The organism is Streptomyces sp. NPDC045956 (genome assembly GCF_056430705.1).
The window spans coordinates 547,364-572,143 of record NZ_JBWKKZ010000002.1; the positions used below are offsets into that span (position 1 = coordinate 547,364).

General features: G+C 72.8%; 15 protein-coding genes. 10 read left to right on the top strand and 5 right to left on the bottom strand.

The genetic code is table 11. The features are described 5' to 3' along the window. Positions 1-5 precede the first annotated feature (5 nt). Positions 6-2,228 carry a hypothetical protein gene (locus tag AC07FV_RS08210; protein ID WP_479085541.1) on the bottom strand — a complete coding sequence of 741 codons (2,223 nt, stop codon included), beginning with the start codon at positions 2,226-2,228 and terminating at the stop codon, positions 6-8. 407 nt (positions 2,229-2,635) lie between these two features. On the opposite strand from AC07FV_RS08210, the gene AC07FV_RS08215 reads away from it, so the two are divergent. From AC07FV_RS08215 to AC07FV_RS08240, 6 genes are all read left to right on the top strand, one after another. Continuing rightward, the gene (locus AC07FV_RS08215; RefSeq protein WP_479085542.1) at positions 2,636-3,157 is read left to right on the top strand and encodes a hypothetical protein; all 522 of its coding nucleotides are present in this window, start codon (positions 2,636-2,638) and stop codon (positions 3,155-3,157) included. Positions 3,158-3,524: 367 nt separating this feature from the next. Further along, complete coding sequence (locus tag AC07FV_RS08220; protein ID WP_479085543.1) at positions 3,525-5,213, top strand: DUF6119 family protein; 1,689 nt, start codon at positions 3,525-3,527, stop codon at positions 5,211-5,213. A gap of 127 nt (positions 5,214-5,340) precedes the next feature. Continuing rightward, the gene (locus tag AC07FV_RS08225) at positions 5,341-8,979 is read left to right on the top strand and encodes a HelD family protein (protein WP_479085545.1); all 3,639 of its coding nucleotides are present in this window, start codon (positions 5,341-5,343) and stop codon (positions 8,977-8,979) included. A 326-nt stretch (positions 8,980-9,305) separates the two neighbouring features. Continuing rightward, on the top strand, positions 9,306-10,994 hold the full coding sequence (locus AC07FV_RS08230) for a tetratricopeptide repeat protein (protein ID WP_479085546.1): 1,689 nt from the start codon (positions 9,306-9,308) through the stop codon (positions 10,992-10,994). Between the two features lie 78 nt (positions 10,995-11,072). Beyond that, positions 11,073-11,498, top strand: a complete 426-nt coding sequence (locus tag AC07FV_RS08235) for a BlaI/MecI/CopY family transcriptional regulator (protein WP_391970707.1) — start codon at positions 11,073-11,075, stop codon at positions 11,496-11,498. A 6-nt stretch (positions 11,499-11,504) separates the two neighbouring features. Further along, positions 11,505-12,437 (top strand): M56 family metallopeptidase, encoded by a 933-nt coding sequence (locus AC07FV_RS08240; protein ID WP_479085548.1) that lies wholly within the window; start codon positions 11,505-11,507, stop codon positions 12,435-12,437. A 48-nt stretch (positions 12,438-12,485) separates the two neighbouring features. Here AC07FV_RS08240 and AC07FV_RS08245 read toward each other — a convergent pair whose 3' ends face one another. Both AC07FV_RS08245 and abc-f read right to left on the bottom strand, forming a co-directional pair. Continuing rightward, on the bottom strand, positions 12,486-12,941 hold the full coding sequence (locus tag AC07FV_RS08245; protein ID WP_479085549.1) for a flavodoxin family protein: 456 nt from the start codon (positions 12,939-12,941) through the stop codon (positions 12,486-12,488). 57 nt (positions 12,942-12,998) lie between these two features. Further along, the gene (gene abc-f, locus AC07FV_RS08250) at positions 12,999-14,633 is read right to left on the bottom strand and encodes a ribosomal protection-like ABC-F family protein (RefSeq protein ID WP_479085551.1); all 1,635 of its coding nucleotides are present in this window, start codon (positions 14,631-14,633) and stop codon (positions 12,999-13,001) included. Positions 14,634-15,098: 465 nt separating this feature from the next. Between abc-f and AC07FV_RS08255 the strand changes: the two genes are divergently transcribed. Both AC07FV_RS08255 and AC07FV_RS08260 read left to right on the top strand, forming a co-directional pair. Continuing rightward, positions 15,099-16,328, top strand: coding sequence for a phospholipase D-like domain-containing protein (locus tag AC07FV_RS08255; protein ID WP_479085552.1), 1,230 nt, complete (start codon positions 15,099-15,101; stop codon positions 16,326-16,328). Positions 16,329-16,483: 155 nt separating this feature from the next. Then, positions 16,484-16,996 carry a GNAT family N-acetyltransferase gene (locus AC07FV_RS08260; RefSeq protein WP_479085554.1) on the top strand — a complete coding sequence of 171 codons (513 nt, stop codon included), beginning with the start codon at positions 16,484-16,486 and terminating at the stop codon, positions 16,994-16,996. A 127-nt stretch (positions 16,997-17,123) separates the two neighbouring features. Here AC07FV_RS08260 and AC07FV_RS08265 read toward each other — a convergent pair whose 3' ends face one another. Both AC07FV_RS08265 and AC07FV_RS08270 read right to left on the bottom strand, forming a co-directional pair. After that, entirely contained in the window at positions 17,124-18,749 is a 1,626-nt protein-coding gene (locus AC07FV_RS08265; protein ID WP_479085786.1) for an MDR family MFS transporter, read from the bottom strand. Between the two features lie 171 nt (positions 18,750-18,920). Next, a complete protein-coding gene (locus AC07FV_RS08270) occupies positions 18,921-19,616 on the bottom strand; it encodes a TetR/AcrR family transcriptional regulator (protein ID WP_479085556.1) in 696 nt (231 codons plus the stop codon). Positions 19,617-20,007: 391 nt separating this feature from the next. Here AC07FV_RS08270 and AC07FV_RS08275 point away from each other — a divergent pair, with 391 nt between their 5' ends. Next, positions 20,008-22,398: a phosphoketolase family protein gene (locus AC07FV_RS08275; RefSeq protein WP_479085557.1), complete on the top strand. Its 2,391-nt coding sequence runs from the start codon at positions 20,008-20,010 to the stop codon at positions 22,396-22,398. Next, entirely contained in the window at positions 22,395-24,779 is a 2,385-nt protein-coding gene (locus AC07FV_RS08280) for a glycoside hydrolase family 65 protein (RefSeq protein ID WP_479085559.1), read from the top strand. Before AC07FV_RS08275 ends, AC07FV_RS08280 begins: the two co-directional genes overlap by 4 nt. Position 24,780 lies beyond the last annotated feature (1 nt).

A 24,780-nucleotide genomic window follows, 5' to 3' on the forward strand; every position in this document is an offset into this window, starting at 1 on the left:
GTCGGTCATGCGGTTCGGTCGTCGGTGCCGGGACCGGCAAGGTCCTGGAAGGTCAACGTGCCGTCGGCCACGCCGGCGGCGGCCGTACGGGCCAGATCGTCCAGAGCCGCGCACTGCTCCCGCAGGAGGGCCGCCCTGCCCTCGACCTCGGCCAGCAGGGCGTCGAAGCGCTCGGCCTCCTCCCACCCCAGGTCCGGGACGAGGAGGTCCTCGATGCCCCGGGAGGCCCGTACGGCCCCGCTGGTGCGCGCGTACTCGGCGGCCGCCGCACGTAGCAGCGCGGCCAGCACCCGGGGGAAGACCGGGGGATCGGCGTCAGGCCGTACCCGCAGGACGCGGCCTGGAGCGGCGACCACGGACAGGCCGTCCTCGTCGACGCAGACACCGAAGCGCGGGTTCGCGGTGACGACGAGGTCGCCCGGCTCGGTGAACTCGGCGTGGTCGTATGCGGTGAGCAGTAAACCGCGGTCGATACGGCGGCCGCCCGGGCGCGCGATGCCCAGGATCTCCTCGGGGGTGAGCACCGTGTGGTGGCCCTCGGCCGCGATGTGCTCGGGGGCGATCCGGTGGCCGGGGCGGCGGCGCAGCCGGCGCTGCTCGACGAGGCGCCGTACGGTGGTGCGCCGGGGCGGCTGCTGGTCCTCGGAGCGCAGTACGGCCTGAATGCGCAGCGCCGCGCGCAGGTCGGCGCGGTGGCTCGCCGAGGAGTGCTCGTGGAGCTCGATCAGGCGTCGCTCCAGGCCGCTGATGCGGGCCGGCCGCTCTATGACGCCGCGCGTGTAGCGGGACTTGTGCGGGCGGTGTTGCGGGCTGAAGGGGGTGCCCGGGCGGTCGTTGAGGTCCTTCGCGGGGACGACGACGGCGTGGCGGGGCTCGTGCCTGCGGTCGCCGCGCCAGCCCGAAGCGCGCCAGATGGCGATGTCCTCCGCGAGCGCGTCGAGGACCGGCTCGGTCAACGGGCGCGCGGAGAGATCGGCGAGGAGGACGAGGCCCGTGCGCTCCTCCTGCTCCGTGCGGGACAGGACCCACACGGCGCTGCGGTAGCCGGGGCGGTAGGGGAGTACCCCCTCGGGGAGGCCGATCGCGGCCTTGAGCAGGCCGGGGCGGAGGAAGGAGCGGCGCAGGCGGTCGGCCTCGTCGTGCCGGGGCAACGGGTCTACGAGGACGTCGGCGGGGCCGAGGACCACGGCCGTGGAGCCGGTGCCGAGGTAGTCGGTGAGCGCCTGTATCCGGTCCAGAACCGTCACCGGGTCACGGACCTCCGCGGCCTCGTACGGCAGGACGCAGACCAACAGGTGCGGGTCGCCCCACACGTCGACGGAGGCAGCCAGTTCGTCACCCTCGGTGACGTCGAGCTGGAACTCGTACACCCCGCGTACCAGCATCCGACGGCGTACGAGCCGGACCCGGGCCGGGTCGGGATCGCAGGCCAGGTAGGTGTGGCCGGAACCCTCCGGCGCCAGGGTGTGCAGCGCGGCGAGGAGGTCGCCGGTGCGGGCGTAGGGGGTGGCGAGGACGGACTCCTCGTCCAGGTCCTCCACCCCGCCCAGGGCGGCCAGCACACGGACGACGGCCGGGGCGGGATCATCGGCGGCCGGGTCATGGGAGCCGAGGCGTCGGCGGGCCTCCAGCACCCAGTCGAAGGCCTCGGCAGGGGTGTAGGCGGCCTCGGTCAGCTCGTCGGCGAGGGTGGCCAGTGCCGAGCCCATGGTGTCTGCGGGACCCGTGGACCCCTCAGGGCCCATGGAGCCGCCGGTGTGGTCATCCGGGGCGCCGGGTACGGCGCGCAGCTCCGACAACAGGAACTGGTCCTCCGGGTCCAGGTCGGCGGCCCGGGCCAGCAGCCCGCCCCAGTCCTGGCCGGAGAAGGGCGCGTCGAGCTGCTGGCGCAGACAGATCAAGGCGGTCAGCGCCCCCACCAGGGCGGGACCCGGCAGATTGGGCGTACGCCAGGCGGCGAGGGTGTGCAGGGCCAGCTCCGCGCGAAGGCGGCGGGCATCGGCATTGCCGTGACCGGTCGACGTCAGCCAGTCGACGATCGCACGCCCGTCGAACAAGGGCCGGCCGTCCACGTGATCGACGGGCGCCGGAAAGTCCGGGTGCCGGCGACTCCAGGTGGTGGGAACGGGCCGCCGTACTTGGGCGAGGGCGGCGATCTCGGCATAAGTGATCCGCCAGGCCGGCGTTTCGGGCACGATGGGCGGTACGGCTTCGCGTGCGGTGGTCACTCGACCCCGTCCCCCCTCTGCGTCGGGCCTGTTCCTCATAGCCGCTCCCGGGTGGATCGCCCGGTCTCACGGCAGGCAGAACATTACAGCGAGGGGTACATCGTGCTCCCGATCGGCCTGATAACCCGGGTTACCAGATAAATCGAGAGTCTCCGAATCGGATCAGGTGCACCTTTGGGCTCCGCTCACCGCACCACGTTCCGTACGGAGGTCCCACCATGACCGACACGCCCTCGTTCCCGCCCGCTTCCCAGTCGTCCGGACCCACTGGTCCGAGTGCACGCCCGGGCTCTGGCCAGGGCACCGGTCAGTACACCGGGCCCCTCCCCGGTTGGGCCGCCGGCCCGCACCCGATGCCGGCCGGGGCCGGGCGGCCGCCCGCGTTCGCCCCGCCGTCTGACCAGGGCATGCCACCCACCGGAGGCAAGCCCTCGCGCCGCAAGGCGTGGCTCACCCACGGGGCGACGGCGTTCGTCGCGCTGATCCTCGGTGCCGCGATAGGCGGCAGTGGGGAGGCCGACGGCGCGGCGGACGCCTCGAGGTCCGCTCCGGCGGCAACCGTCACGGAGACCGCGCCCGCCGAGAAGGGCGCGGACGCGCCGAAGCCGGCGGTCACCGTCACCGAGACGGTCAAGGAGACCGTGACCGCCACGCCCAAGCCGACGAAGAAGCCGGGTCCCCCGAGCAGCTTCGACGGGGACGGCCAGTACCTGGTGGGCGAGGACGTCCAGGCCGGCACGTACAAGACGGCCGGCCCCCAGGACGACAGCATCATGCCCAACTGCTACTGGGCCCGGCTGAAGGACGCCTCGGGCGAGTTCGGCGCGATCATCGCCAACGCGAACCTCGAGGGTCAGGGCCGGGTGACCCTCAACAAGGGCGAGTACTTCGAGACGAACGGCTGTCAGAAGTGGGAGAAGGCCGGCTGACGCCACCGCCGTCCCTGCCTTGAACGCGCCGCTCGCCGATGCCGACGTGGGCCTGCCCGAAGAGGCGGCACGTTCTACGACCGGATAGGCGGCCGCTCCGACATCGGCCTCGGCGCCAGGGCAACGGCACCGCCGCGGACGGAACCGTGGTCGCCGCCGGCTTCCACGTCCTCGGCGAGAGAGCCGGGGGCGGCTGCACCTTCCCCTTCACGGCCGACGACATCGCATCGGCCAGGACGAGCACGAACTGCGGGCCGCAGAACTTGAGTTCACGCTCGGCGACTGACCCGGACTCGGCCGAAGCACCGAGGAACTCGCACATGACCGAGCACCACCCACTCTTACCCTCGTACGAAAGGGCTGTGCCATGAGCAACACGCAGCAGCGCAAGCACACCACTCGGAAGTCGACGCTCCACCGCCTCAGGGTGCCCCGGGGAGAGGCCGTCGGCCTCCGTGACCTGGTCCGGGACCGCTACCTCGAGAGCCCCGACCACACGGTGCGGGACTTCACGGCGGAGGGCATCGAAGGCCTGCTGGTCACCGGGGGAGTCCCCCGCGAGCGGGCCGACTGGTGCACCGCGGTCGAGGCCATCACCGGCCTCGAGGTCAGCGAGCGCAGCCACTCCGCCGCCGGTCTCATCGTGATGCGGACCGAGCGGGGCCTCTACGCCCTCAGCTACGGCGTGGGCCACCACATGCTCGACCCGTCCCACCGCGACGACGACTTCGGACTGGAGTTCGCCACACGCAGCCTCGACGAGGACGGCGTCATCAAGGTCCGCAACCAGATCATGGATGGTCGGGGACGGGTCGACGAGTACTCGGTTGCCCGCGGGGAGCGCATCGACGGCTTCGGCCTCGACCGTATCGGCGCGATCGTCAGGCGCCTGTGCGGCACCGTCAGCGGCATCCCCCTGACGTCCGTACGCAATGGGAAGGCCCACCAGGTCAAGGTGGAGTGCGCGGCGTCGACCATCAAGCTGCCCCTGGCAACCAGGCCCGAGGACTTCCTCAGCGATCTGCGGGCGATCGAGGAGATCTGCGCCCGCCCCGACGCCCTCCCCGAGCTGCGGTTCGTCGACCGGGTGCGCACCCTCGCCCCCTCCGGCCGCAAGGCGGAGGAGGCGAAGGGAGCCCTGGAGAGGCTGCTCGCGGATCCGGAGAGTCCTCGCCTCGCGGTCAGTGTTCCGGAATCCTGCCTGGAGGCGTTCGGGTCCGCCCAGGCGTTCCGGCTCACCAGGCCGAACCACGGCCGCGAGGAGGTGACCGACCTCAACCTGTCCGCCCTGCTGAGGTTCGTCAGGGACGAGGACGAAGGCGACCGGTTGAAGGCGCTGGGAGAGGTGCGCGTCACGCTGTACGCCGACGACGACTGCCGGACTCCCGCGAGCTCCGCCACCAGAGGTTCCGAGTGGCTCATCGCAGACGTTCCCGTCGATGCGCACCGCTACTTCTACGGCCAGGGGAAGTGGTACGAGGTCGGCGCCGAGTTCCTGCAGACGCTGGAGGAGGAACTGCGGGAGCTCCTCGCGCGGAGGGGAACGGTGACCCTGCCGCCGTGGCCGAAGGGCGTACCCGACGCGAAGGGGCGGGACCCCCACGACGAGGCCTGGTACAACGACAAGAAGGTCGCCCAGCAGCCGGGCTACACGCTGTTCGACAAAAAGACCATTGTCACCGACCGGTTCAACGGCGGCGGCCTCGAAATCTGTGACGTCCTCGGGCCGGAGGGCGAGCTGATCTGCGTGAAGAAGGCGTCGCAGACCGCCTCCCTCAACCACCTCTTCGCGCAGGGAGTGGTCGCCGTCGAGACGCTCCGGACCGACCTCGAGGTGCGCGAGAAGTTCCGCAAGCAGGTCGCCGCACGAGCCGGAGCCGACAGTGTTCCGGAGGACCTCGGAGTTCTCCGCGTGGTGTTCGGCATCCTCCTCAAGGACGGGCAGGACGTCACCGTCGACTCCCTCTTCGCCTTCGCCCAGGTCTCGCTCCTGAACGCGGCCCGGCGACTGCGGGCCATGCACGCCGAGGTGGAAGTGATCCCCATCCGTCGCTGACCACGTAGGCCCTCTGAAGTGTGCCCCGGACTGTTTGTCACCGTCCGGTCTCTGATAGTCATGTCGCTGGGGACGGGCGTACGCCCGTAGTGACGTCCTGCGGGGCGTCGCGAGGGAGGGAAAGCACATGAGCACCACCACACGCGACGACGTCATCGCCCTCGAACAGAGGGCGGTGGACCACGCGTACGCCTGCTACGAGGCGCGGCTGGCCGAGATGAGCGGCACGGGGGTCGCCACGGCGTCGGCCACCGGCAAGGACGGCATCGCGAACCGGAAGGACACGGAGCAGCGGGCCGCGGCCTACGGCAACCTCGGAGGCGAGTCGCTGGTCTTCGCCCGCGTCGACGCGCCGGAGGAACCCGGCGGCGAGCCCCGGCCCTGGTACGTCGGCCGGCGTCCGGTCTCCGACGTCCGGACCCGCGACACCGTCGTCGTGCTCTGGACCAGCGGTATGGCCACCAAGTGGCTGGAGGCGCAGCAGGAGGCGCCGGGCGACGTGGTTCTACGGCGGCGGCTGCGCTGCGCTGAGCGTGTCGTCGAGGACTACTCGGATGAGATCGCCGTGCCCGGAGCACTACCTGGCACCGTTCCCGAAGCCGTCCCGGGCGCAGCGCCCGAGAACGCCCTCGGAACCGTTCCCGAAGCCGCCGCCGACGCAGCTCCCGAGGCCCTGCCCCCTACGGGCCTCGTCCCCACGCCGAGGCCCGCCGCCGACGATCTCCCGACGACCGGGCGGCCGGGCATCGCGCGGCGCGAGGAGCGGGAGCGTCAGCCGGCCCGCACGCCTGCCGACGTCGCCCGTGTCCAGCGCCGCAGGCCCCCGCGGCCGGACGACTTCCTCCTGCGCGAGCTGCAGCGCTCGCGCGGCGGCCGGATGCGGGACATCGTGGAGACGATCCGCCGTGACCAGATGGCCCTGGTCACGGGCTCGCCGACCGACATCCTCGTCGTGCAGGGCGGGCCGGGCACCGGCAAGTCCGCCGTCGGCCTGCACCGCGTGACCTGGCTGGTCAACAACGAGCACTTCACGGCCTCGGACATCCTCGTCATCGGCCCCCACCAGCGGTTCCTCGACTACGTCGGCCACGTGCTGCCCACCCTGGGCACCCGCGATGTCAACGCCGTCCAGCTGACCCGCCTGTGGGAGGGCGAGGTCCTCGGCACCGACACCCCGCGGGTGCGGCTGGTGAAGTCCGACGAGCGCATGGCGACCGTCCTGCGCCGACGGGTCGAGCACGAGTGCCGCCCCGAGGCCCTCGACGCCCTCCTCACCGTTCCCTCCTTCGAGGGCGACGAGCCGGCGTTCACCGTCACCGCCGGCAGCACCACCCTGCGCGTACCGCGCTCCGGGGTCCTCGCCCTCCTCGACGAGGCGCGCGGCGGTGAAGGTGCCTACCGCGAGCGGCGCGACCGCTTCCGCAACCAGCTCGTCGACCGCCTCCTGGCCGAACTCGTCGCCGTCGCCCCACGCCGCGGTGCGGACGGCACGATCCGCCGCAGCCTGGAACGCAACCGCAAGGTCGAACGCCTCCTCGACCGCGTCTGGCCCTCGCCCGGAGCCCTGGAGGCCCTGCGCAGCCTCTACGACTCGCCCGAACTGCTGCGCACTTGCGGCGCCGGAGCCCTCGACGACGAGGAGCAGGCCGCCCTGCACCGCCCCCGCGCCGCCACCGCCGACGGTGACCCGTGGACCCTGGACGACCTGGTCCTGCTGGAGGAACTCCGGTACCTCATCACCGGCGAGACCCCGCGCCGCTACGGCCACATCGTCGTCGACGAGGCCCAGGACCTGACCCCCATGCAGGCCCGCACCCTGCGCCGACGCGTCGCGCGGGGCGGTTCCATGACCGTCCTCGGCGACCTCGCCCAGGCCACCGGTCCGCGCGAGCACCGGGACTGGGAGGAACTGGGCACCCTGCTGTCCGACCACGGCGACTGGCGTGTCGCCGAACTGACCACCAGCTACCGCGTGCCCGCCGAGATCATGGAGTTCGTCGCGCCGCTGGCCCGTACGATCGCCCCCTCGCTGCCGTACCCGCAGGCGGTGCGCGAAGCCGGCGACGACGCCGTACGCACCATTGCGACCGAGCCGTGGCGGCTCCTGGACGACACCGTCGCCCAGGCCGTCCGCCTGCTCGGCAGCAGCGACGGGCAGACCCTGCGCTCGGTGGCCGTCATCGTGCCCGACGACTCCGGCTGGCTCGACGAGATCGCCCGCCACCTCGACGAGGCGGACGGCCTCACGCAGCAGGAACGCGCGGCGGTGTCCGTACTGGCCGCCGCCCAGGCCAAGGGCATGGAGTACGACCACGTCCTCGTGGTCGAACCCGCCATCATCGCCGCCCGCGGCCCGGCCGGCCTGCGCCAGCTCTACATCGCGCTGACCCGCAGCACCCAGAGCCTGACCGTCCTGCACACCGCGCCGCTCCCGAAGGCCCTCACGAGTACCGGTACCGCGGACCTCGTGGAACATCAGTCCACCGGCACCGGCAAGGGCGCCGACAGCACCGCCGGACCGGAGGCCTCACCGGCGGGGAACACCCTCGAGATCGGCACCGACATCAGGGTCCGCGTCGTCGGCCACACCACCGGCGGCAACTACAAGGTCGAGGCGGTCTCGCCCGCCACCGACCGCCCCCTGCTCCTGGCCGTACGCCACGGCTCCGCCCCTCCCGGGGCCGGGGCGGAGATGGACGCCTGGGTCCTGCGCCACACCTCCAACGTCACCTTCGTCACCACCGATGAACGCGGACGCAGGCCCATCTCGTCCACCATGGCCGAGCGGTACGTGGACGCGCTCACCGTGGTCGGAGAACTGGCCGACGGAAACGTCCCATCCGACGCCCGGGCCCGGCTCTCGGAACTCAAGGGCATGGCCAACCGCTGCCTGCGCCTGGACCAGCACGACTGGCTGGACGTCTGGCGCGTCCTGGGCTCCCCGGACCGGGACCGCCTGGCCCTGCTGCGGGACCTCGCCGCGAACACCAACCGCGCGCTCGCCTCGGACACCCCCGACCTGGACCGGTTCCGGGCGGAACTTCGGCGCAGCGGCTGGTCCGAGGCCCTGACCGAGGCACGCCGGACGCTGGAACAGCGCATCGCGGCCGAAGCCGCCGACGGCCCGGCGGACGGGAACCGGGACACCACCGCCACGCCACCCGTCGATCCCGCACCGTCCAGGGGAACCGAACCGCTTGCACCGCCCACACCGCCGCAGCAGCCCGACCAGCCCGAGCCGGAGGAGAACCACCCCATGCCCAGCACCACCGCCGGCACCGTCGCCCCGACGTCCGCGCCGGTGCCCGCCCTGACGCCCGAACCGACGGCCGGGCCGAGCACGGACCTGCTCCGGTTCCTGGAGACCTCGACCGCGACCGAACGCACCTGCAAGACCCACGAGGCCGTGCGCTTCGAACTGATGGCGGCCCTCCTGCGGGCCGACCGGCAGCCGAAGGCCGACTCACCGGTCGTCGACGTCGACTGCACCACCGAGCACGGCCACTTCCTCTACGAAGTCCTGGGCGCCGGCCTCTGCACGTACCCCGACCTCCGCTCGGGAGCGGCCCGCCTCCGCGAGATCAACCACACCCTGCCGACGGTCGCCGACCGCCTCTACCTGGTGCTGTCCCAGCCACCCGCCGAAGACTGGTCGCCGGCCGCCGTCCACGCCGTCTTCGGCGTCCACGTCCTGTGGCGCACCCCGCAGGGCTGGGGCGGACAGGACACCGGCCCCGCTCTCGGCCTCGATCCCGAGCCTGCCTGACCTCCCGACCCGGCCGAGGGTGCCCCGTCCCGAGCGCAGCAGGTTGCCGGTGGCGTCGAAGACGTCCACCTCGCCGTCGTTGATCTGCAAGAGGCGCGGGACTCCGCCTCGTACCGGGTCCGCAGCTGCGCGATCCGGTCGACGGGCACCGCGCCGAGGCGGTCGGGCAGCACGTACCGCACGGACAGGGCGCCCACCCGCGCGGCCAGCCCCTCCCGCGCGACCCCACCCCCGCCGGGCGCCCCGCGTCCGGCGGGGACACCGGTCGGTGTGACCGTCGCGCGTAGTACTCCGCGACCGGCCCGGAGTGCGGTATACGTCCCCGCATGGACTACTACGACCTCGGCAGCCACGGCCGCCCCGTGACGACCTCGTCCCCCGAGGCCCAGCGATGGTTCGACCGCGGGCTGGTGTGGACGTACGCCTTCCACCACGAGGAGGCCGTCGCCTGCTTCGAGGCTGCCGCCGAGGCCGACCCGGACTGCGCCATGGCCCACTGGGGCATCGCCTACGCCCTCGGCCCGAACTACAACAAGCCGTGGGAGGCCTTCGACGCCGAGGAGCTGACCAGGACCGTCGACCGCACCCACGCCGCCGTCGAGCTGGCCCACCGGAAAGCGGATCGGGCCACCCCGGTGGAACGCGCGCTGATCGGAGCCCTGCGCGCCCGCTACCCGCAGGCGCGCGCCGTCGACGACTGCGCGGTGTGGAACCCGCCGTACGCCGACAGCATGCGCGCCGTCCACGCACTGGCCCCCCACGACCTGGACGTGGCCACCCTCTACGCCGACGCCCTCATGAACCTGACCCCCTGGCAGCTGTGGGACCTGCGCACCGGCCGTCCGGCCGAGGGCGCCCGCACCCTGGAGGCGAAGGAGGTGCTCGACCGGGCCCTGGCCGCCGAGGGGGGACCGGAGCACCCGGGGATCGTGCACCTCTACATCCACCTGATGGAGATGTCCCCCACCCCCGAGGCCGCCCTCACCGTCGCCGACCGGCTGCGCGGGCTCGTCCCCGACGCCGGGCACCTCCTCCACATGCCCTCCCACCTGGAGGTGCTGTGCGGCGACTACCGGCGCGTGGTGTCGGACAACACCGCCGCCGTCGCCGCCGACGAGAAGTACCGCGCCCGGGCCGGCGCCATGAACTTCTACACGCTCTACCGCGCACACAACCACCACTTCAAGATCTACGGCGCGATGTTCCTCGGCCGGTACGCGGTCGCCCTGGACACCACCGAGCAGCTGGAGGCGTCCGTCCCCGAGGAACTGCTGCGCGTCGAGAGCCCGCCGATGGCCGACTGGCTGGAGGGCTTCCTCGCCATGCGGGTGCACGTCCTGATCCGGTTCGGCCGCTGGGCGGACATCCTCCGGCTGCCGCTGCCCGCCGACCCGCGCCTGTACTGCGTGACGACGGCGATGCTCCACTACGCCCGCGGAGTCGCCCTCTCGGCCACCGGCGAGATCGACCGGGCGGAGATCGAACGCAGGCTGTTCCGCGAGGCGGTCGCCCGTGTACCCGACTCGCGCACCCTGTTCAACAACACCTGCGCCGACATCCTCGCCATCGCCTCCGCCATGCTCGACGGCGAGCTGGAGTACCGCAAGGGCGACCACGCCGCCGCCTTCGCCGCCCTGGAGCGGTCGATCGCACTGGACGACAGCCTCCCGTACGACGAACCGTGGGGCTGGATGCAGCCCACCCGGCACGCCTACGGCGCCCTGCTCCTCGACCAGGGCCGGGTCGAGGAGGCCGAGGCGGTCTACCGGGCCGACCTGGGTCTGGACGACACCCTGCCCCGTGCCCTGCAACACCCCGGCAACGTCTGGGCCCTGCACGGGTACCACGAGTGCCTGGTGCGCCTCGGCAAAGAGGGGGAGGCGCGGATCGTGGCCCAGCAGCTGAAGCTGGCCACCGCGCTGGCGGACGTGCCGGTCGAGGCCTCCTGCTTCTGCCGCCTCGGCCCCGAACCCGCCGCGGGCACGGCGGACGGCTGCTGCGGCGGCCACCACTGACCTGCGCGGGGGCCGGCAGAGCCCCGAGAGCGACGGAAAGGGTCCGGGTGGCGCACGGTGGTCCGTCGCCTCTATACGATGGCGCCCCGGACGGGGACTGCGGCGGAAGGAGGCGGGGCAGTGACGGATGACCGGCGTCCGCGGCGGCGGGGGCAGGGCGAGCTGGAGGCGCTGGTGCTGTCGGCGCTGCGCGAGGCGGACGGCCCCGCGACGGCCGGCTGGGTGCAGGAGCACCTCGGCGGCGACCTCGCCTACACCACGGTGATCACGATCCTCACCCGGCTCCTGGAGAAGGGCGCGGTCAGCCGGGAGCGCGCGGGCCGGTCCTTCGCCTGGACACCCGCGGACCAGGCGGGCCTCGCCGCGCGGAAGATGCGCAAGGTCCTCGACGCCGAGAGCGACCGCGAAGCCGTGCTGGCCAGCTTCGTCACCGGCCTCGACCCGGACGACGAGCGGTTGCTGCGCGAGCTGCTCAGGCAGGCCCGCGACGCGGGGGACGGCTGACGCCGCATGGGGGTCTTCGTCTTCCTGCCGCTGGTCCTGCCCCTGACGGCCTGGCCGATCGCCCGGCTGGCCGAACAGCACCTGCACCCGCGGACCGCGACCCGGCTGCTCACCGCCGTGGCCGCGGTGATGGCGCTGTGCAGCACGGTGTGCCTGGCACTGGTGATGGTGGTCGGCACCGCGCAGCTGCCCGGCAACCCCCTGCCCGACGGCTGGTCCGATCCCGAGGTGCGGGCGGCGGTGCCGTACGACGAGGTCGTCGGCAAGGCGGCGATCCCCGCGCTGTGCGCGGTGGTGCTGGCCTCGGCGCGTGCCCTGTGGCGGCACGGCCGGGTCCGCCGCCGCGCGCACCGCGCGCTGGAGGGACTGCCGGGCACCGCGGTGGCCGTGCTCCCCGACGACATGCCCTACGCGTACGCCCTGCCCGGCGGCCGCCGGGACCGCGTGGTGGTCAGCAGGGCGCTGCTCGACCGTCTCGAACCGGCCGAACGCCGCGCGCTGTTCGCCCACGAGCGGGCCCACCTGACCGCCCGGCACCACCGCTTCCTGCTCGCCGTCCGGCTCGCCGCGCTGGCCAACCCGTTCCTGCGGCCGTTGCGGACCGCCGTGGCCTACACGGCGGAGCGGTGGGCGGACGAGGCGGCCGCGCGGGTGGTCGGCGACCGCCGCGCGGTGGCGACCGCGATCGGCAAGGCGGCCCTGGTCTCCCGCGGCGGCCCGGTCGCCACCCTCGCCGGTCTCGCCGCGCCCGGCCCCGTCCCTCGCCGGGTGGCGGCCCTGCTGGGACCCGCCCCCGCGGCCCGCACCTGGCCCTCGCTGTTCACCTCGGTGGGCCTGGCGGCCTGGGCCGCGGCCGCCGGAGCCGCCGCGTCGGCGATGTCGTCGGCGAACGCCGCCGTGACGATGTTCCTCATCCTCCGTGCCGCGACGCCCCTCTGACCGGCGCACGGGAGGACCTTCGACCCGCCGAGCCGGGACCGGCCCGCGTCAGTCGTCCGTCAGTCCGGCGGCGAGGGTGGCCCCCAGTTCCCAGCAGGCCTCCAGGTCGGCCTTGCCGGGCTCACCGGCCACGCTCACCGCCGGGGCGGCACGCTGCCAGCCGAGTCCCGTGGTGACCGACTCGATGGCGCGCACCGCGCCGGTGGTGTCGCTGCCGCCGTGCACGTAGAAGCCGAACGGCCGGCCCCGCGTCCCGTCCAGGCACGGGTAGTAGACCTGGTCGAAGAAGTGCTTCAGCGCCCCGGACATGTAGCCCAGGTTGGCCGGGGTGCCGAGCAGGTAGCCGTCGGCCTCCAGCACGTCGACCGCGGTGGCCGCCAGTGCCGCGCGCCGGACCACCCGTACCCCCTCGATCTCGGGGGCGGTCGCCCCGGAGACGACGGATTCCAGCATCGCCTGGCAGTTCGGCGAGGGCGTGTGATGCACGATCAGCAAAGTGGCCACCCCCGAAGCCTGCCGCCCCGCACCCGCACGCCGCAAGGAACGCCACCCCGCCGCGGCTCACGCCTCGGGCGCCCCGGTCTCCGTCAGCTCGCCGTCGGCCAGCCGCAGCCAACGGCCGACACCGATCTCGCGGAGGAACCGCTGGTCGTGGCTGACCACCACGAAGGCGCCCTGGTAGGAGTTGAGTGCGCTCTCCAACTGACCGACGCTGACCAGGTCCAGGTTGTTGGTCGGCTCGTCCAGGAGCAGCAGGTGCGGGGCGGGTTCGGCGCACAGGACGCAGGCGAGCGTGGCCCGCAGCCGCTCGCCGCCCGACAGGAGGCCGACCGGCAGATGGGCGCCGGCACCGCGGAAGAGGAAGCGGGCCAGCAGGTTCATCCGCTCGGCCTCGGGCCGGTGCGGGGCGTACGCGGTGAAGTTCTCGGCGACCGTCAGCCCGGGGTCCAGCAGGTCCAGCCGCTGGGAGAGGTACGCGACGCGCCCGTCGGCCCGCTTGACCTCGCCGGCCGCCGGTTCCAGGTCGCCGTCGACCAGTCGCAGCAGCGTGCTCTTGCCGGCACCGTTGGGGCCGGTCAGCGCGATGCGCTCGGGTCCCCGTACGGTCAGGTCGAGGCCCTCGCCCGGGAACACCTCCCGGTCGCCGAGCCGGATCCGCAGTCCCTGTCCGAGGAAGAGGTTGCGTCCGGCGGGCACGTGGGTCTCCGGCAGGTCCAGGGTGATGCGCTGCTCGTCGCGGAGCGAGCGCTCCGCCTCGTCGAGCCGTGCCCGCGCCTCGCCGACCCGGTGGGAGTGGGTCTGCCCCGCCCGGCCCGCGGACTCCTGGGCTCCTCGTTTCATGGTGCCGGCGAAGATGCGGGGGAGACCGGCGTTCTTCAGGTTGCGGGCGGCGTTGCTCGCCCGGCGCTCGGCGCGCTCGCGGGCCTGCTGCATCTCCCGCTTCTCCCGCTTCAGCTCCTGCTCGGCGTTGCGGACGTTCTTCTCGGCCACCTCCTGCTCGGCGCGGACCGCCGCTTCGTACTGGGTGAAGTTGCCTCCGTGGAGGCGCAGTTCGTCGCGGCCGAGTTCGGCGATGCGGTCCATGCGGTCGAGCAGCGCACGGTCGTGGCTGACCAGCAGCAGACAGCCGTTGTAGTCCGCCAGCACGTCGTACAGCCTGTGCCGGGCCGCCAGGTCGAGGTTGTTGGTGGGCTCGTCGAGGAGCAGCACGTCCGGCCGCTTCAGCAGCTGGGCGGCGAGCCCGAGGGAGACGACCTGCCCTCCGCTGAGCGTGCCCAGGCTCCGGTCCAGGGTGAGGTCGTCCAGGCCGAGGCGGTCGAGCTGGGCGCGGGTGCGTTCCTCGACGTCCCACGCGTCGCCGATGGTCGTGAAGTGCTCCTCGGCCACGTCCCCGGACTCGACCGCGTCGATGGCGCGGATCACGGCGGCGACGCCCAGTACCTCGGCCACCGTGAGGTCACCGGTCAGCGGGAGGGTCTGCGGCAGATGGCCGAGGGTCCCGGAGACCGACACGGTCCCGGTGCCGGGCCGTAGCTCCCCGGCGATCAGTTTGAGCAGCGTGCTCTTCCCGGAGCCGTTGGGGGCGACGAGACCCGTACGGCCGGTGCCGACGGTGAAGGACAGGTCCTCGAAGACAGGGGTGTCGTCGGGCCAGGCGAAGGACAGGTGGGAACAGCGGACGGCGGCGTCGGACATGGAGACGACCTCGTGGAGACGAGGGCAGCGGCAGAAGGCTGCCCGGGGCAGAGCGGGGGAGGGGACGACGACGAGGCCACCGCGGCGGCGCTTCCGTGCGCCCGCATGGCCGTTCGGACCCGGGTATCACCCGGAGATGTCGTCTTCACCCACCATGTCTGCGACTCCTCGATGCACGACCCGAAAGCACCCGGGGGTCCGGCTCGGCGGAGGGCCCGGGAGACGTTTCGACAGACGATCAACGTCCCTCCCACTCTAACAGCCGGCCCTCCGGAGCCGCGGGAACGTCGTCCGCCCGCCCCGGTGGTCACCGGCCGCCCCGGTCGCCCGGCCGGTACCTGCCGCGATCCGTGGCCGGACAGCATGGTTCCGCCGAGCGGGGGTAAAGTCTGCTCGCCGCTCAGCCCGTGCCGGACCGGGCGCGGCGGCCCGCGGGTCTGTCGTCGTGATCCGGCGAGGGGAGCCATGAGCAGTACACAGGAACCGCCGGAGCTGACCGGGCCGACCCTTGCGGTGCGGGACGCACCGTCGACGTCGGCCGAGGAACGCGTCACGCGCATACGGCGCCGTCTGGAGCGCCTGATCGGAATCGCGGCGACCGAGGGCAACTCGCTGACCGCGCTCCGCAACGGGGACGAGATATTCACCGCCATGCTGGCCGGGATCCACCGCGCCGAGCACACGGTCGACATGATGACCTTCGTGTACTGGAAGGGCGACATCGCCCGCCGGTTCGCCGAGGCCCTGGCGGAGCGGGCCCGTGCCGGGGTACGGGTGAGGCTGCTGCTGGACGGGTTCGGCAGCCGGCTGATCGAGGCGGAGCAGTTGCGCACGATGGAGCGGGCCGGGGTGCAGGTGGCCTGGTTCCGCAAGCCGCTGTACCTCTCGCCGCTCAAGCAGAACCACCGCTGTCACCGCAAGGTCCTCGTCGTGGACGAGGAGACCGCCTTCACCGGCGGGGTGGGGATCGCGGAGGAGTGGTGCGGCGACGCCCGCAACCCGCAGGAGTGGCGCGACACGCACGTCGAGGTGCGCGGCCCCGCGGTGGACGGCATCGCCGCGGCCTTCGCGCAGAACTGGGCCGAGTGCCACGACGAGCTGTTCGACGACCGCGACCGGTTCGTCGAGCACCGCCCCCAGGGCGGTTCCATCGTGCAGGTGGTGCGCGGCTCGGCCAGTTTCGGCTGGCAGGACATGCAGACGCTGATCCGCGTGATGCTGGAGTCGGCGGAGGAACGCGTCCGTCTCGCCACCGCCTACTTCTCGCCCGACGCGTACTTCGTCGAGCTGCTGTGCGCCACGGCGCGGCGCGGGGTCGAGGTGGAGATCGTGCTGCCGGGTCCGTACACGGACAAACGGGTCTGCCAGCTGGCCGGACAGCACTTCTACGAGGACCTCACCGCGTGCGGGGTGAAGATCTACCAGTACCAGCCGACGATGATGCACGCCAAGGTGGTCACCGTCGACCGGGTCGCCGCCCTGATCGGTTCCACGAACTTCAACCGCCGCTCGCTCGACCACGACGAGGAGGTCATGCTCGCCGTGCTGGACCAGGAGTTCACCGCGACCCTCGACCGGCACTTCGCCGCGGACCTGGAGGTCAGCGAACTGATCCGGGCGGACCGGTGGAAGAGACGCTCCGTCGCCCAGCGGGCCCGGGAGCTTTCCGTCCAGCCCATCCGCCGGTTCCTCTGACCCGGGGCCCGCTCCCGCGAGGCCCCCGCTCCCGCGAGGCCCCCGCTCCCGCGAGGCCCCCGCTCCCGCGGACGACGGGAGCGGGGGACAGGATGAGGTCGCGACCCGCCCGCACCCCCCGACGACCGCACCCGGAAAGGGAACCCTCCTCCGCCATGTCCCGTACCTGGACCACCCGCGCCGAGACCGACGCCGACGTACCCGCCGTCCGTGACCTCGTCCGTGCCGCCTTCCCCACTCCGGAGGAGGCCGACCTCGTCGACGCGCTGCGTGCCGACCCCGAGGCGTGGATCGAGGGACTGTCCCTCGTCGCCGTGGACGACGAGGACCGTCCCGTGGGCCACGCCCTGCTGACCCGCTGCCACATCGGCGACAGCCCGGCGCTCTGCCTCGCACCTGTCGCCGTCCGGCCCGGGCGGCAGCGCGGCGGCGCCGGCTCGGCGGCCGTGCGGGCCGCGCTGGACGCCGCCGGGCGCCGGGGGGAGCACCATGTCGTCGTGCTGGGGCATCCCGAGTACTACCCCCGGTTCGGCTTCGGCCGGGCCTCCGCGCACGGCATCCGCGTGACCTTCGACGTCCCGGACGAGGCCCTCATGGCCCTCACGCTGGACACCGGTCACCCGCTGCCCGCCGGCACCGTCCGCTACGCGGCACCGTTCGGCATCTGACGGCCGCGGCGCCCTGCCACGGGCCGGTGCGGTCGCGCGGGACTGCTGCGCCGGGTGCACGAGGGGCCGCCCACCGGGTTGTGGTGGACGGCCCCTCGCAGGCGGTGCCGGGTGGTGCTCGGACGGGTCAGCCGACCGGGGACGCCGGTCCGCTGTCCGCCTTCGACGCGGTGTCACCCGAGCGCTGCCCGGGGACGCCGACGGGGGCGCCCAGGACGGCCTCGCCGGCCTCCTCGGCCAGGCGCTCCATGCCGCTGGTGGTCTTCAGCGGCTTCTCCTTGATGAAGACCACGGCGACGAGCGCGAGCAGAGCGAAGGGCGTGGCGACCAGGAACAGGTCGGCGGTGGCCACACCGTAGGCGTGCTGCACGATCTCGCGCATCGGGGCGGGGAGCGTGCTCATGTCCGGGACGCTGTGCGCGCCACCGCCCGAGCCGCCCTCGGCCGCTCCGGCGGCACCCGCCTTCTCCAGGCCCTTGGTCATCTCGCTCGCGACCCGGTTGGCCAGGATGGCGCCGAGCACACTGGTGCCGATGGTGCCGCCCATGCTGCGGAAGAAGGACAGCACGGAGGTCGCGGCGCCCAGCTCGGCCGCGGGCACGTCGTTCTGCGCGGCGAGCACCAGGTTCTGCATCAGCATGCCGACGCCGACGCCGAGGACGGCCATGTAGAGGCTGAGCAGACCGAAGTGGGTGTCGGCGTCGATCAGGGAGAGCAGCGCGAGACCGACGGTCATGACGACCGCGCCCGCGACCAGGTAGCTCTTCCACTTGCCGGTGCGGCTGATCAGCTGTCCGGCGACGGTCGAGGACACCAGCAGGCCCAGGATCATCGGCAGGCTCATCAGGCCCGCGACGGTCGGTGACTTGCCGAGGGAGACCTGGAAGTACTGCGAGAGGAAGACGGTCCCGCCGAACATGGCGACACCGACCAGGAGGCTGGCGACGGTGGTCAGGGTGACCGTGCGGTTCTTGAAGATGTCGAGCGGGATGACGGGCTCGTCGGTGCGGGCCTCGACGAGGACGGCCAGGCCCAGCAGCAGCACGCCGCCGATCACGAGCGCGGCGGTCTGCCAGGACGCCCAGTCGAACTGGTTGCCGGCCAGCGAGACCCAGATGAGCAGCGCGCAGACACCGGCGACGATCAGGAAGGCCCCGAGCCAGTCGATCTTCACCTGGCGCTTGACCGTGGGCAGCTTCAGCGTGCGCTGCAACAGGAGGATGGCCAGCAGCGCGAACGGCACGCCGATGAAGAAGCACCAGCGCCAGCCCAGCCAGTCGGTGTCGACCAGCACACCGCCGATGAGCGGTCCGGCCACCGTACCGACGGCGAAGACGGCACCGAAGATGCCGGAGTACTTGCCCAGCTCCCGGGGCGGGATGATGGCGGCCATCACGACCTGCGCGAGCGCGGTGAGACCACCCGCGCCGATGCCCTGCACGACCCGGCTGAAGATCAGCAGCGTCGTGTCGTGCGAGAAGCCCGCCAGCAGCGAGCCGACCACGAACATGCCCAGGGACGCCTGGAGCAGCAGCTTCTTGTTGAAGAGGTCGGACAGCTTGCCCCACAGGGGCACGGTCGCGGTCATCGCCAGGAGTTCGGCGGTGACGACCCAGGTGTAGGAGGACTGGCTGGCGCCCAGGTCGGCGATGATCGTCGGCAGTGCGTTGGACACGACGGTGCCCGCCAGGATGGCGACGAACATGCCGGCCATCAGGCCGGACATGGCCTGGAGTATCTGCCGTTGGTTCATGGAGGTGGGAGGCGCGTCGGCGGGCGCCTGAGCTGCGGTCACGACTTCTCTTTCGACAGGGGTGTGTGGGTGATCGGCGCGGGCCGGGCAGGGCTCGGCTCCGGAGCGCGCGGATCGGACGAGGGACGGCGGCACGGCGTCGGCTGGGAAGCCGTGCGGCCGGTGCGGTGGTCAGGCGGGCGGCGCCGGCAGCCCGGCGGCGAGGAGGGTGAACACCTCCTGGAACACGTCGCGGAAGGCACGGACCTCCGGGCGGGCGCACCAGTGGTCGATGCTGACCCGGACGGCGGTGACCGCCACCGCGGCCAGCAGCCGGGGGTAGAGGTCCAGCGCCTGCCGCCGCTCCTCGTCGGAGCCGGCCGGTGGGCCCTGGGTGTCGCCGGGTGTGTCGCCCGGGGCGCCGGTGACCGAGCGCATCCGTTCGGCGATGGCTTCGGCGAGTTCGGTCTCGTCCGCCATGTGTGCGCCGAGACTGCGCACGAAGAGGTGCGGCGCGGCGCGCAGCACCTGTCCGTGCAGGCGCCACAGCTCGTGCTGCTGCTCGGCCTCGGCCAGCTCCGCCGCCAGGGCGTCGCGCAGTGCTTCGAGCGGGGTGAGTCCGGCCGGTGCGGCGAGCAGCGCCCGGCGCACGTGCGCGCTGGTGTCGGCGCCGGTCAGGACGAAGACGTCGTCGCGGGTGTCGAAGTAGTTGAAGAAGGTCCGCACCGACACTCCGGCCGCGGCGCTGATCGCCTCCACGGTGACCTTCTCCGCGCCGTGCTCGGCGGCCAGGCGCACCGCGGCCTCGGTGAGCGCGACCCGTGTGGCCCGCTTCTTCCGCTCGCGCAGACCGCCCCCCGCGCTACCTTTCTCCGACATAAGTTGCATGGTATGCAAAGATGCACGACATGCAAAATTGGCCCGGGTGCCCTCCTGGGGGCGGGGGACCGGGCCGCGGCCGGTCCCGCGTACCACCGGCGCCGAACCGGCGTACGGCCCGGAAGCCGGGGTAGGCGGCCCGTCGACACGGCCGCCTCCGGGGTCGGCGCCGGTGACGGCCGTGCCGTTCGTGCGCACACGGGACCCGGGGCGGGAGGAGCACGGGCCGGGCGAGCAGCCCCCGCGACCCGCCGGGGCCGGCACCGGCACCTGAGGCGACGGCCACGTGACCCGAACGGCCCTGTCGGGTACCCGAGCGCTTCGCGCGGGGTTGGGATGGGCGGGGGACACCCCGGTCCATGCCGGCCCGACCGCCGTCCCGCAACGGAAAGGACCCCGGATGTCCGACGACACCCAGCAGGCGCCCGCCGCGCTCACGGACGAGGAGCTCGCCGGCCTGGACGCCCACTGGCGCGCCGCGAACTACCTCTCCGTCGGCCAGATCTACCTCATGGCCAACCCCCTGCTGACCGAGCCCCTGCGCCCCGAGCACGTCAAGCCGCGCCTGCTGGGCCACTGGGGCACCTCGCCCGGCCTCAACCTGGTCCACACCCACCTCAACCGGGTGATCAAGGCCCGCGAGCTGGACGCCCTGTGCGTCTGGGGCCCGGGCCACGGCGGGCCCGCGGTCCTGGCCAACTCCTGGCTGGAGGGTTCGTACACCGAGACCTACCCGGACGTCACCCGGGACGCGGCCGGCATGGCACGGCTGTTCAGGCAGTTCTCGTTCCCCGGTGGCGTCCCCAGTCATGTCGCGCCCGAGACGCCGGGCTCGATCCACGAGGGCGGTGAACTGGGGTACGCGCTCTCGCACGCCTACGGGGCCGCCTTCGACCGCCCCGACCTGGTGGTCGCCTGCGTGATCGGCGACGGCGAGGCCGAGACGGGCCCGCTGGCCACATCCTGGCACTCCAACAAGTTCCTCGACCCGGTGAACGACGGCGCCGTCCTGCCGATCCTGCACCTCAACGGATACAAGATCGCCAACCCGACGGTGCTCGCCCGCCTCCCCGAGGCCGAACTCGACGACCTGCTGCGCGGCTACGGCCACGACCCCCTCCACGTCACCGGTGACGAACCGGACGCCGTCCACCGTGCGATGGCGCGCGCCATGGACACCGCCCTCGACCGCATCGCCGCCATCCAGCGGGCCGCCCGCGAGGAGGGCGCCGGGGAGCGCCCCCGCTGGCCGATGATCGTGCTGCGTACGCCCAAGGGCTGGACCGGCCCGGCGGAGGTCGACGGCCTGCCCGTCGAGAACACCTGGCGCGCCCACCAGGTCCCCCTGTCCGCCGTGCGGACCGACCCGCAGCACCTGCGGCTGCTGGAGCAGTGGCTGCGCTCCTACCGCCCCGAGGAACTGTTCGACGACACCGGGAGCCCCCGGCCCGCCACCCTGGCCTGCGTGCCCCACGGCGCCCGCCGCCTGGGCGCCACCCCCTTCGCCAACGGCGGGCTGCTCCTGCGCGAGCTGCCCCTGCCGCCGCTGGAGAAGTACGCCGTTCCCGTGGACCGGCCCGGCGCGAGCACGCACGAACCCACCCGCGTCCTGGGCGACCTGCTGCGGGACGTCATGGACGCGACCGCCGACCGCCGCGACTTCCGCCTCGTCGGCCCCGACGAGACCGCCTCCAACCGCCTCCAGGCGGTCTACGCCGCCAGCGGCAAGGCGTGGCAGGAGCGGACGCTCCCCGTCGACGAGGACCTCGACCGGCACGGGCGCGTGATGGAGATCCTCTCCGAGCACACCTGCCAGGGCTGGCTGGAGGGCTACCTCCTCACCGGCCGGCACGGGCTGTTCTCCTGCTACGAGGCCTTCGTCCACATCGTCGACTCGATGGTCAACCAGCACATCAAGTGGCTCAGGGTGACCCGGCGCCTGCCCTGGCGCGCCCCCATCGCCTCCCTGAACTACCTGCTCACCTCCCACGTCTGGCGCCAGGACCACAACGGCTTCTCCCACCAGGACCCCGGCTTCGTCGACCACATCCTCAACAAGAGCCCCGAAGCCGTCCGGGTCTACCTGCCGCCGGACGCCAACACCCTGCTCTCCGTCGCCGACCACGCCCTGCGCAGCCGCGACTACGTCAACGTGATCGTCGCCGGCAAGCAGCCCTGCTTCGACTGGCTGTCCCTGGAGGAGGCCCGGGTGCACTGCGCACGCGGCGCCGGCATCTGGGAATGGGCGGGCACCGAGGACGGCAGCCGCGAACCCGACGTCGTGCTCGCCTGCGCCGGCGACGTGCCGACCCAGGAGGTACTGGCCGCGGCCCAGCTGATCCGCCGCCACCTGCCGGACCTCACCCTGCGCGTCGTGAACGTCGTCGACATCGCCCGGCTGCTGCCCAGCGGGGAACACCCGCACGGCATGAGCGACTTCGAGTACGACGGGCTGTTCACCGCCGACAAGCCGGTCGTCTTCGCCTACCACGGCTACCCCTGGCTGATCCACCGGCTCGCCTACCGGCGCACCGGCCACGCCCACCTCCACGTACGCGGCTACAAGGAGATCGGGACCACCACCACGCCCTTCGACATGGTGCTCGGCAACGACATGGACCGCTACCGCCTCGTCATGGACGTCATCGACCGCGTCCCCGGCCTCGCCGTGCGCGCGGCGGCCGTCCGGCAGCGGATGGAGGACGCCCGGCTGCGCCACCACGACTGGATCCGCGAACACGGCGTCGACCTGCCCGAGGTCGCCGACTGGTCCTGGGACGACCCACGGTGACCGCCACTCCCTCGACCTGGGACTACGACCACTACGACCCGGCGCAGGAGCGGCTGCGCGAGTCGCTGTGCACGCTCGGCAACGGCTACTTCGCCACGCGGGGCGCGCTGCCCGAGTGCGTGGCGGACGACGTGCACTACCCGGGCACCTACGTGGCCGGCTGCTACAACCGGCTCACCTCCACCGTCGCCGGGCTCGAGGCGGGGCGGGTGGAGAACGAGGAAATGGTCAACCTCCCCAACTGGCTGCCGCTGCGCTTCAGGGTGGCCGGCGGGGACTGGCTCACGCCGGACACCGCCGAGGTGCTCGACCACCGCCAGACCGTCCACCTGGACTCGGGAGTGCTGGAGCGCCGTACGCACCTCGGCATCGGCCAGGGGCGCGTGCTGTCCGTGCGCCAGCTGCGCATGGTGCACATGGGGGACCCGCACCTCGCCGCCCTGCGCACCGAGTTCACGGTGGACACCGGGGCGGCGGAGATCGAGGTGGAGGCGGCACTCGACGGCGGCGTCACCAACTCGGGGGTGCCCCGCTACCGGGACCTGGAGGGCCGCCACCTGACCCACGTGCACACCGGGACGGGCGGCGACGACACGGTGTGGCTGCGCTGCCGCACCCGCACCTCCGACATCCGGATCGGCATGGCGGCCCGCACGACGGCCGACGCGCCCGTCACCCCGGCCCGCGAACACCTGCGCGTGGCCCAGCGCACCACCCTGCGGCCGGAACCGGGGCGCACGGTCACCGTCGACAAGATCGTGGCCCTGCACACCTCGCGCGACCCGGCGATCAGCGACCCCTTGCAGGCCGCCCTCGACCGGGTCGCCGACGCCCCCGGCTTCGACGAGCTGCTGGTGTCGCACCGCACGGCCTGGGGCCAGCTGTGGCGCCGCGCCGAACTCGACGTACCCGGCGAGGCCGGCAGCATCCTGCGCCTGCATCTCTTCCACGTGCTGCAGACCCTCTCGCCGCACACCGCCGACCTCGACGTCGGCGTGCCGGCGCGGGGGCTGCACGGGGAGGCCTACCGCGGACACGTCTTCTGGGACGAACTGTTCGTCCTGCCCTACCTCAACCTGCACTTCCCCGAGGTGTCCCGGGCCCTGCTCCACTACCGGCACCGGCGCCTGGAACGCGCCCGCGCCGCCGCCCGCGCGATCGGCAGACGCGGCGCGCTGTACCCCTGGCAGAGCGGCAGCGACGGGCGCGAGGAGACCCAGCAACTGCACCTCAATCCGCGCTCGGGCCGCTGGCTCCCCGACCACTCCCACCTCCAGCACCACGTGGGTTCGGCCATCGCCTACAACGTGTGGCAGTACTGCGAGGCCAGCGGCGACGCCGAGTTCCTGCACACCAAGGGTGCCGAGACGCTGCTGCAGATCGCGCGCTTCTGGGCGGACTCCGCCACCTGGGACGAGCACCTCGGACGGCACCGCATCCGCGGCGTCGTCGGTCCCGACGAGTACCACGAGGCCTACCCCGGGGCCGCCGCTCCCGGCCTCGACGACAACGCGTACACCAACGTCACGGCCGCCTGGGTACTGACCCGCACCCTGGAAGTGCTGAACGACCTGCCCGAACCGCGCCGCCGCGAACTCGTCGAGCGGACCGTCCTGGACGACGGCGAACTCGAACAGTGGGAGAACGTCTCCCGCACCCTCCACGTCCCCTTCCACGAAGGCGTGGTCAGCCAGTTCGAGGGGTACGGCGACCTCGCCGAACTCGACTGGCGGGGCTACCGCGAGCGGTACGGCGACATCCGGCGCCTGGACCGCCTGCTGGAGGCCGAGAACGACAGCGTCAACCACTACCAGGCGTCCAAGCAGGCCGACGTCCTGATGCTCGGCTACCTGTTCTCCCCGACCGAACTGCGCTCCCTCTTCGAGAGGTTGGGGTACCGCCTGGACGAGCGGACGTGGCAGCGCACCGTCGACTACTACCTGGCCCGCACCAGCCACGGCTCCACCCTCAGCGGACTCGTCCACGGCTGGATCCTGGCCCGGGCCCGCCGCGCCGAGGCGTGGACGTACTGCCAGGAAGCGCTCAAGGGCGACGTCGCCGACCTCCAGGGCGGCACCACCGGCGAGGGCATCCACCTCGGGGCCATGGCGGGCACCCTCGACCTCGTCCAGCGCGGCCTGACCGGACTGGAGACCCGCTCCGGCGCCCTGTGGCTGGACCCGGTGCCCCTGCCGGAACTGTCGTCGTACGGGTTCTCCATCCGCTACCAGGGCCACTGGGGCGTGCGGCTGCGGCTGGAGCACGGTCGGCTGGAGATCGCCGTGCCGTCCTCCGGCCGCCTGCCGATCGACGTCCGGCTGCCGGACCGCGCGGTACGCCTCCAGCCGGGCGACACCTGCCGGCTGGCGCTCCCGGACTGAC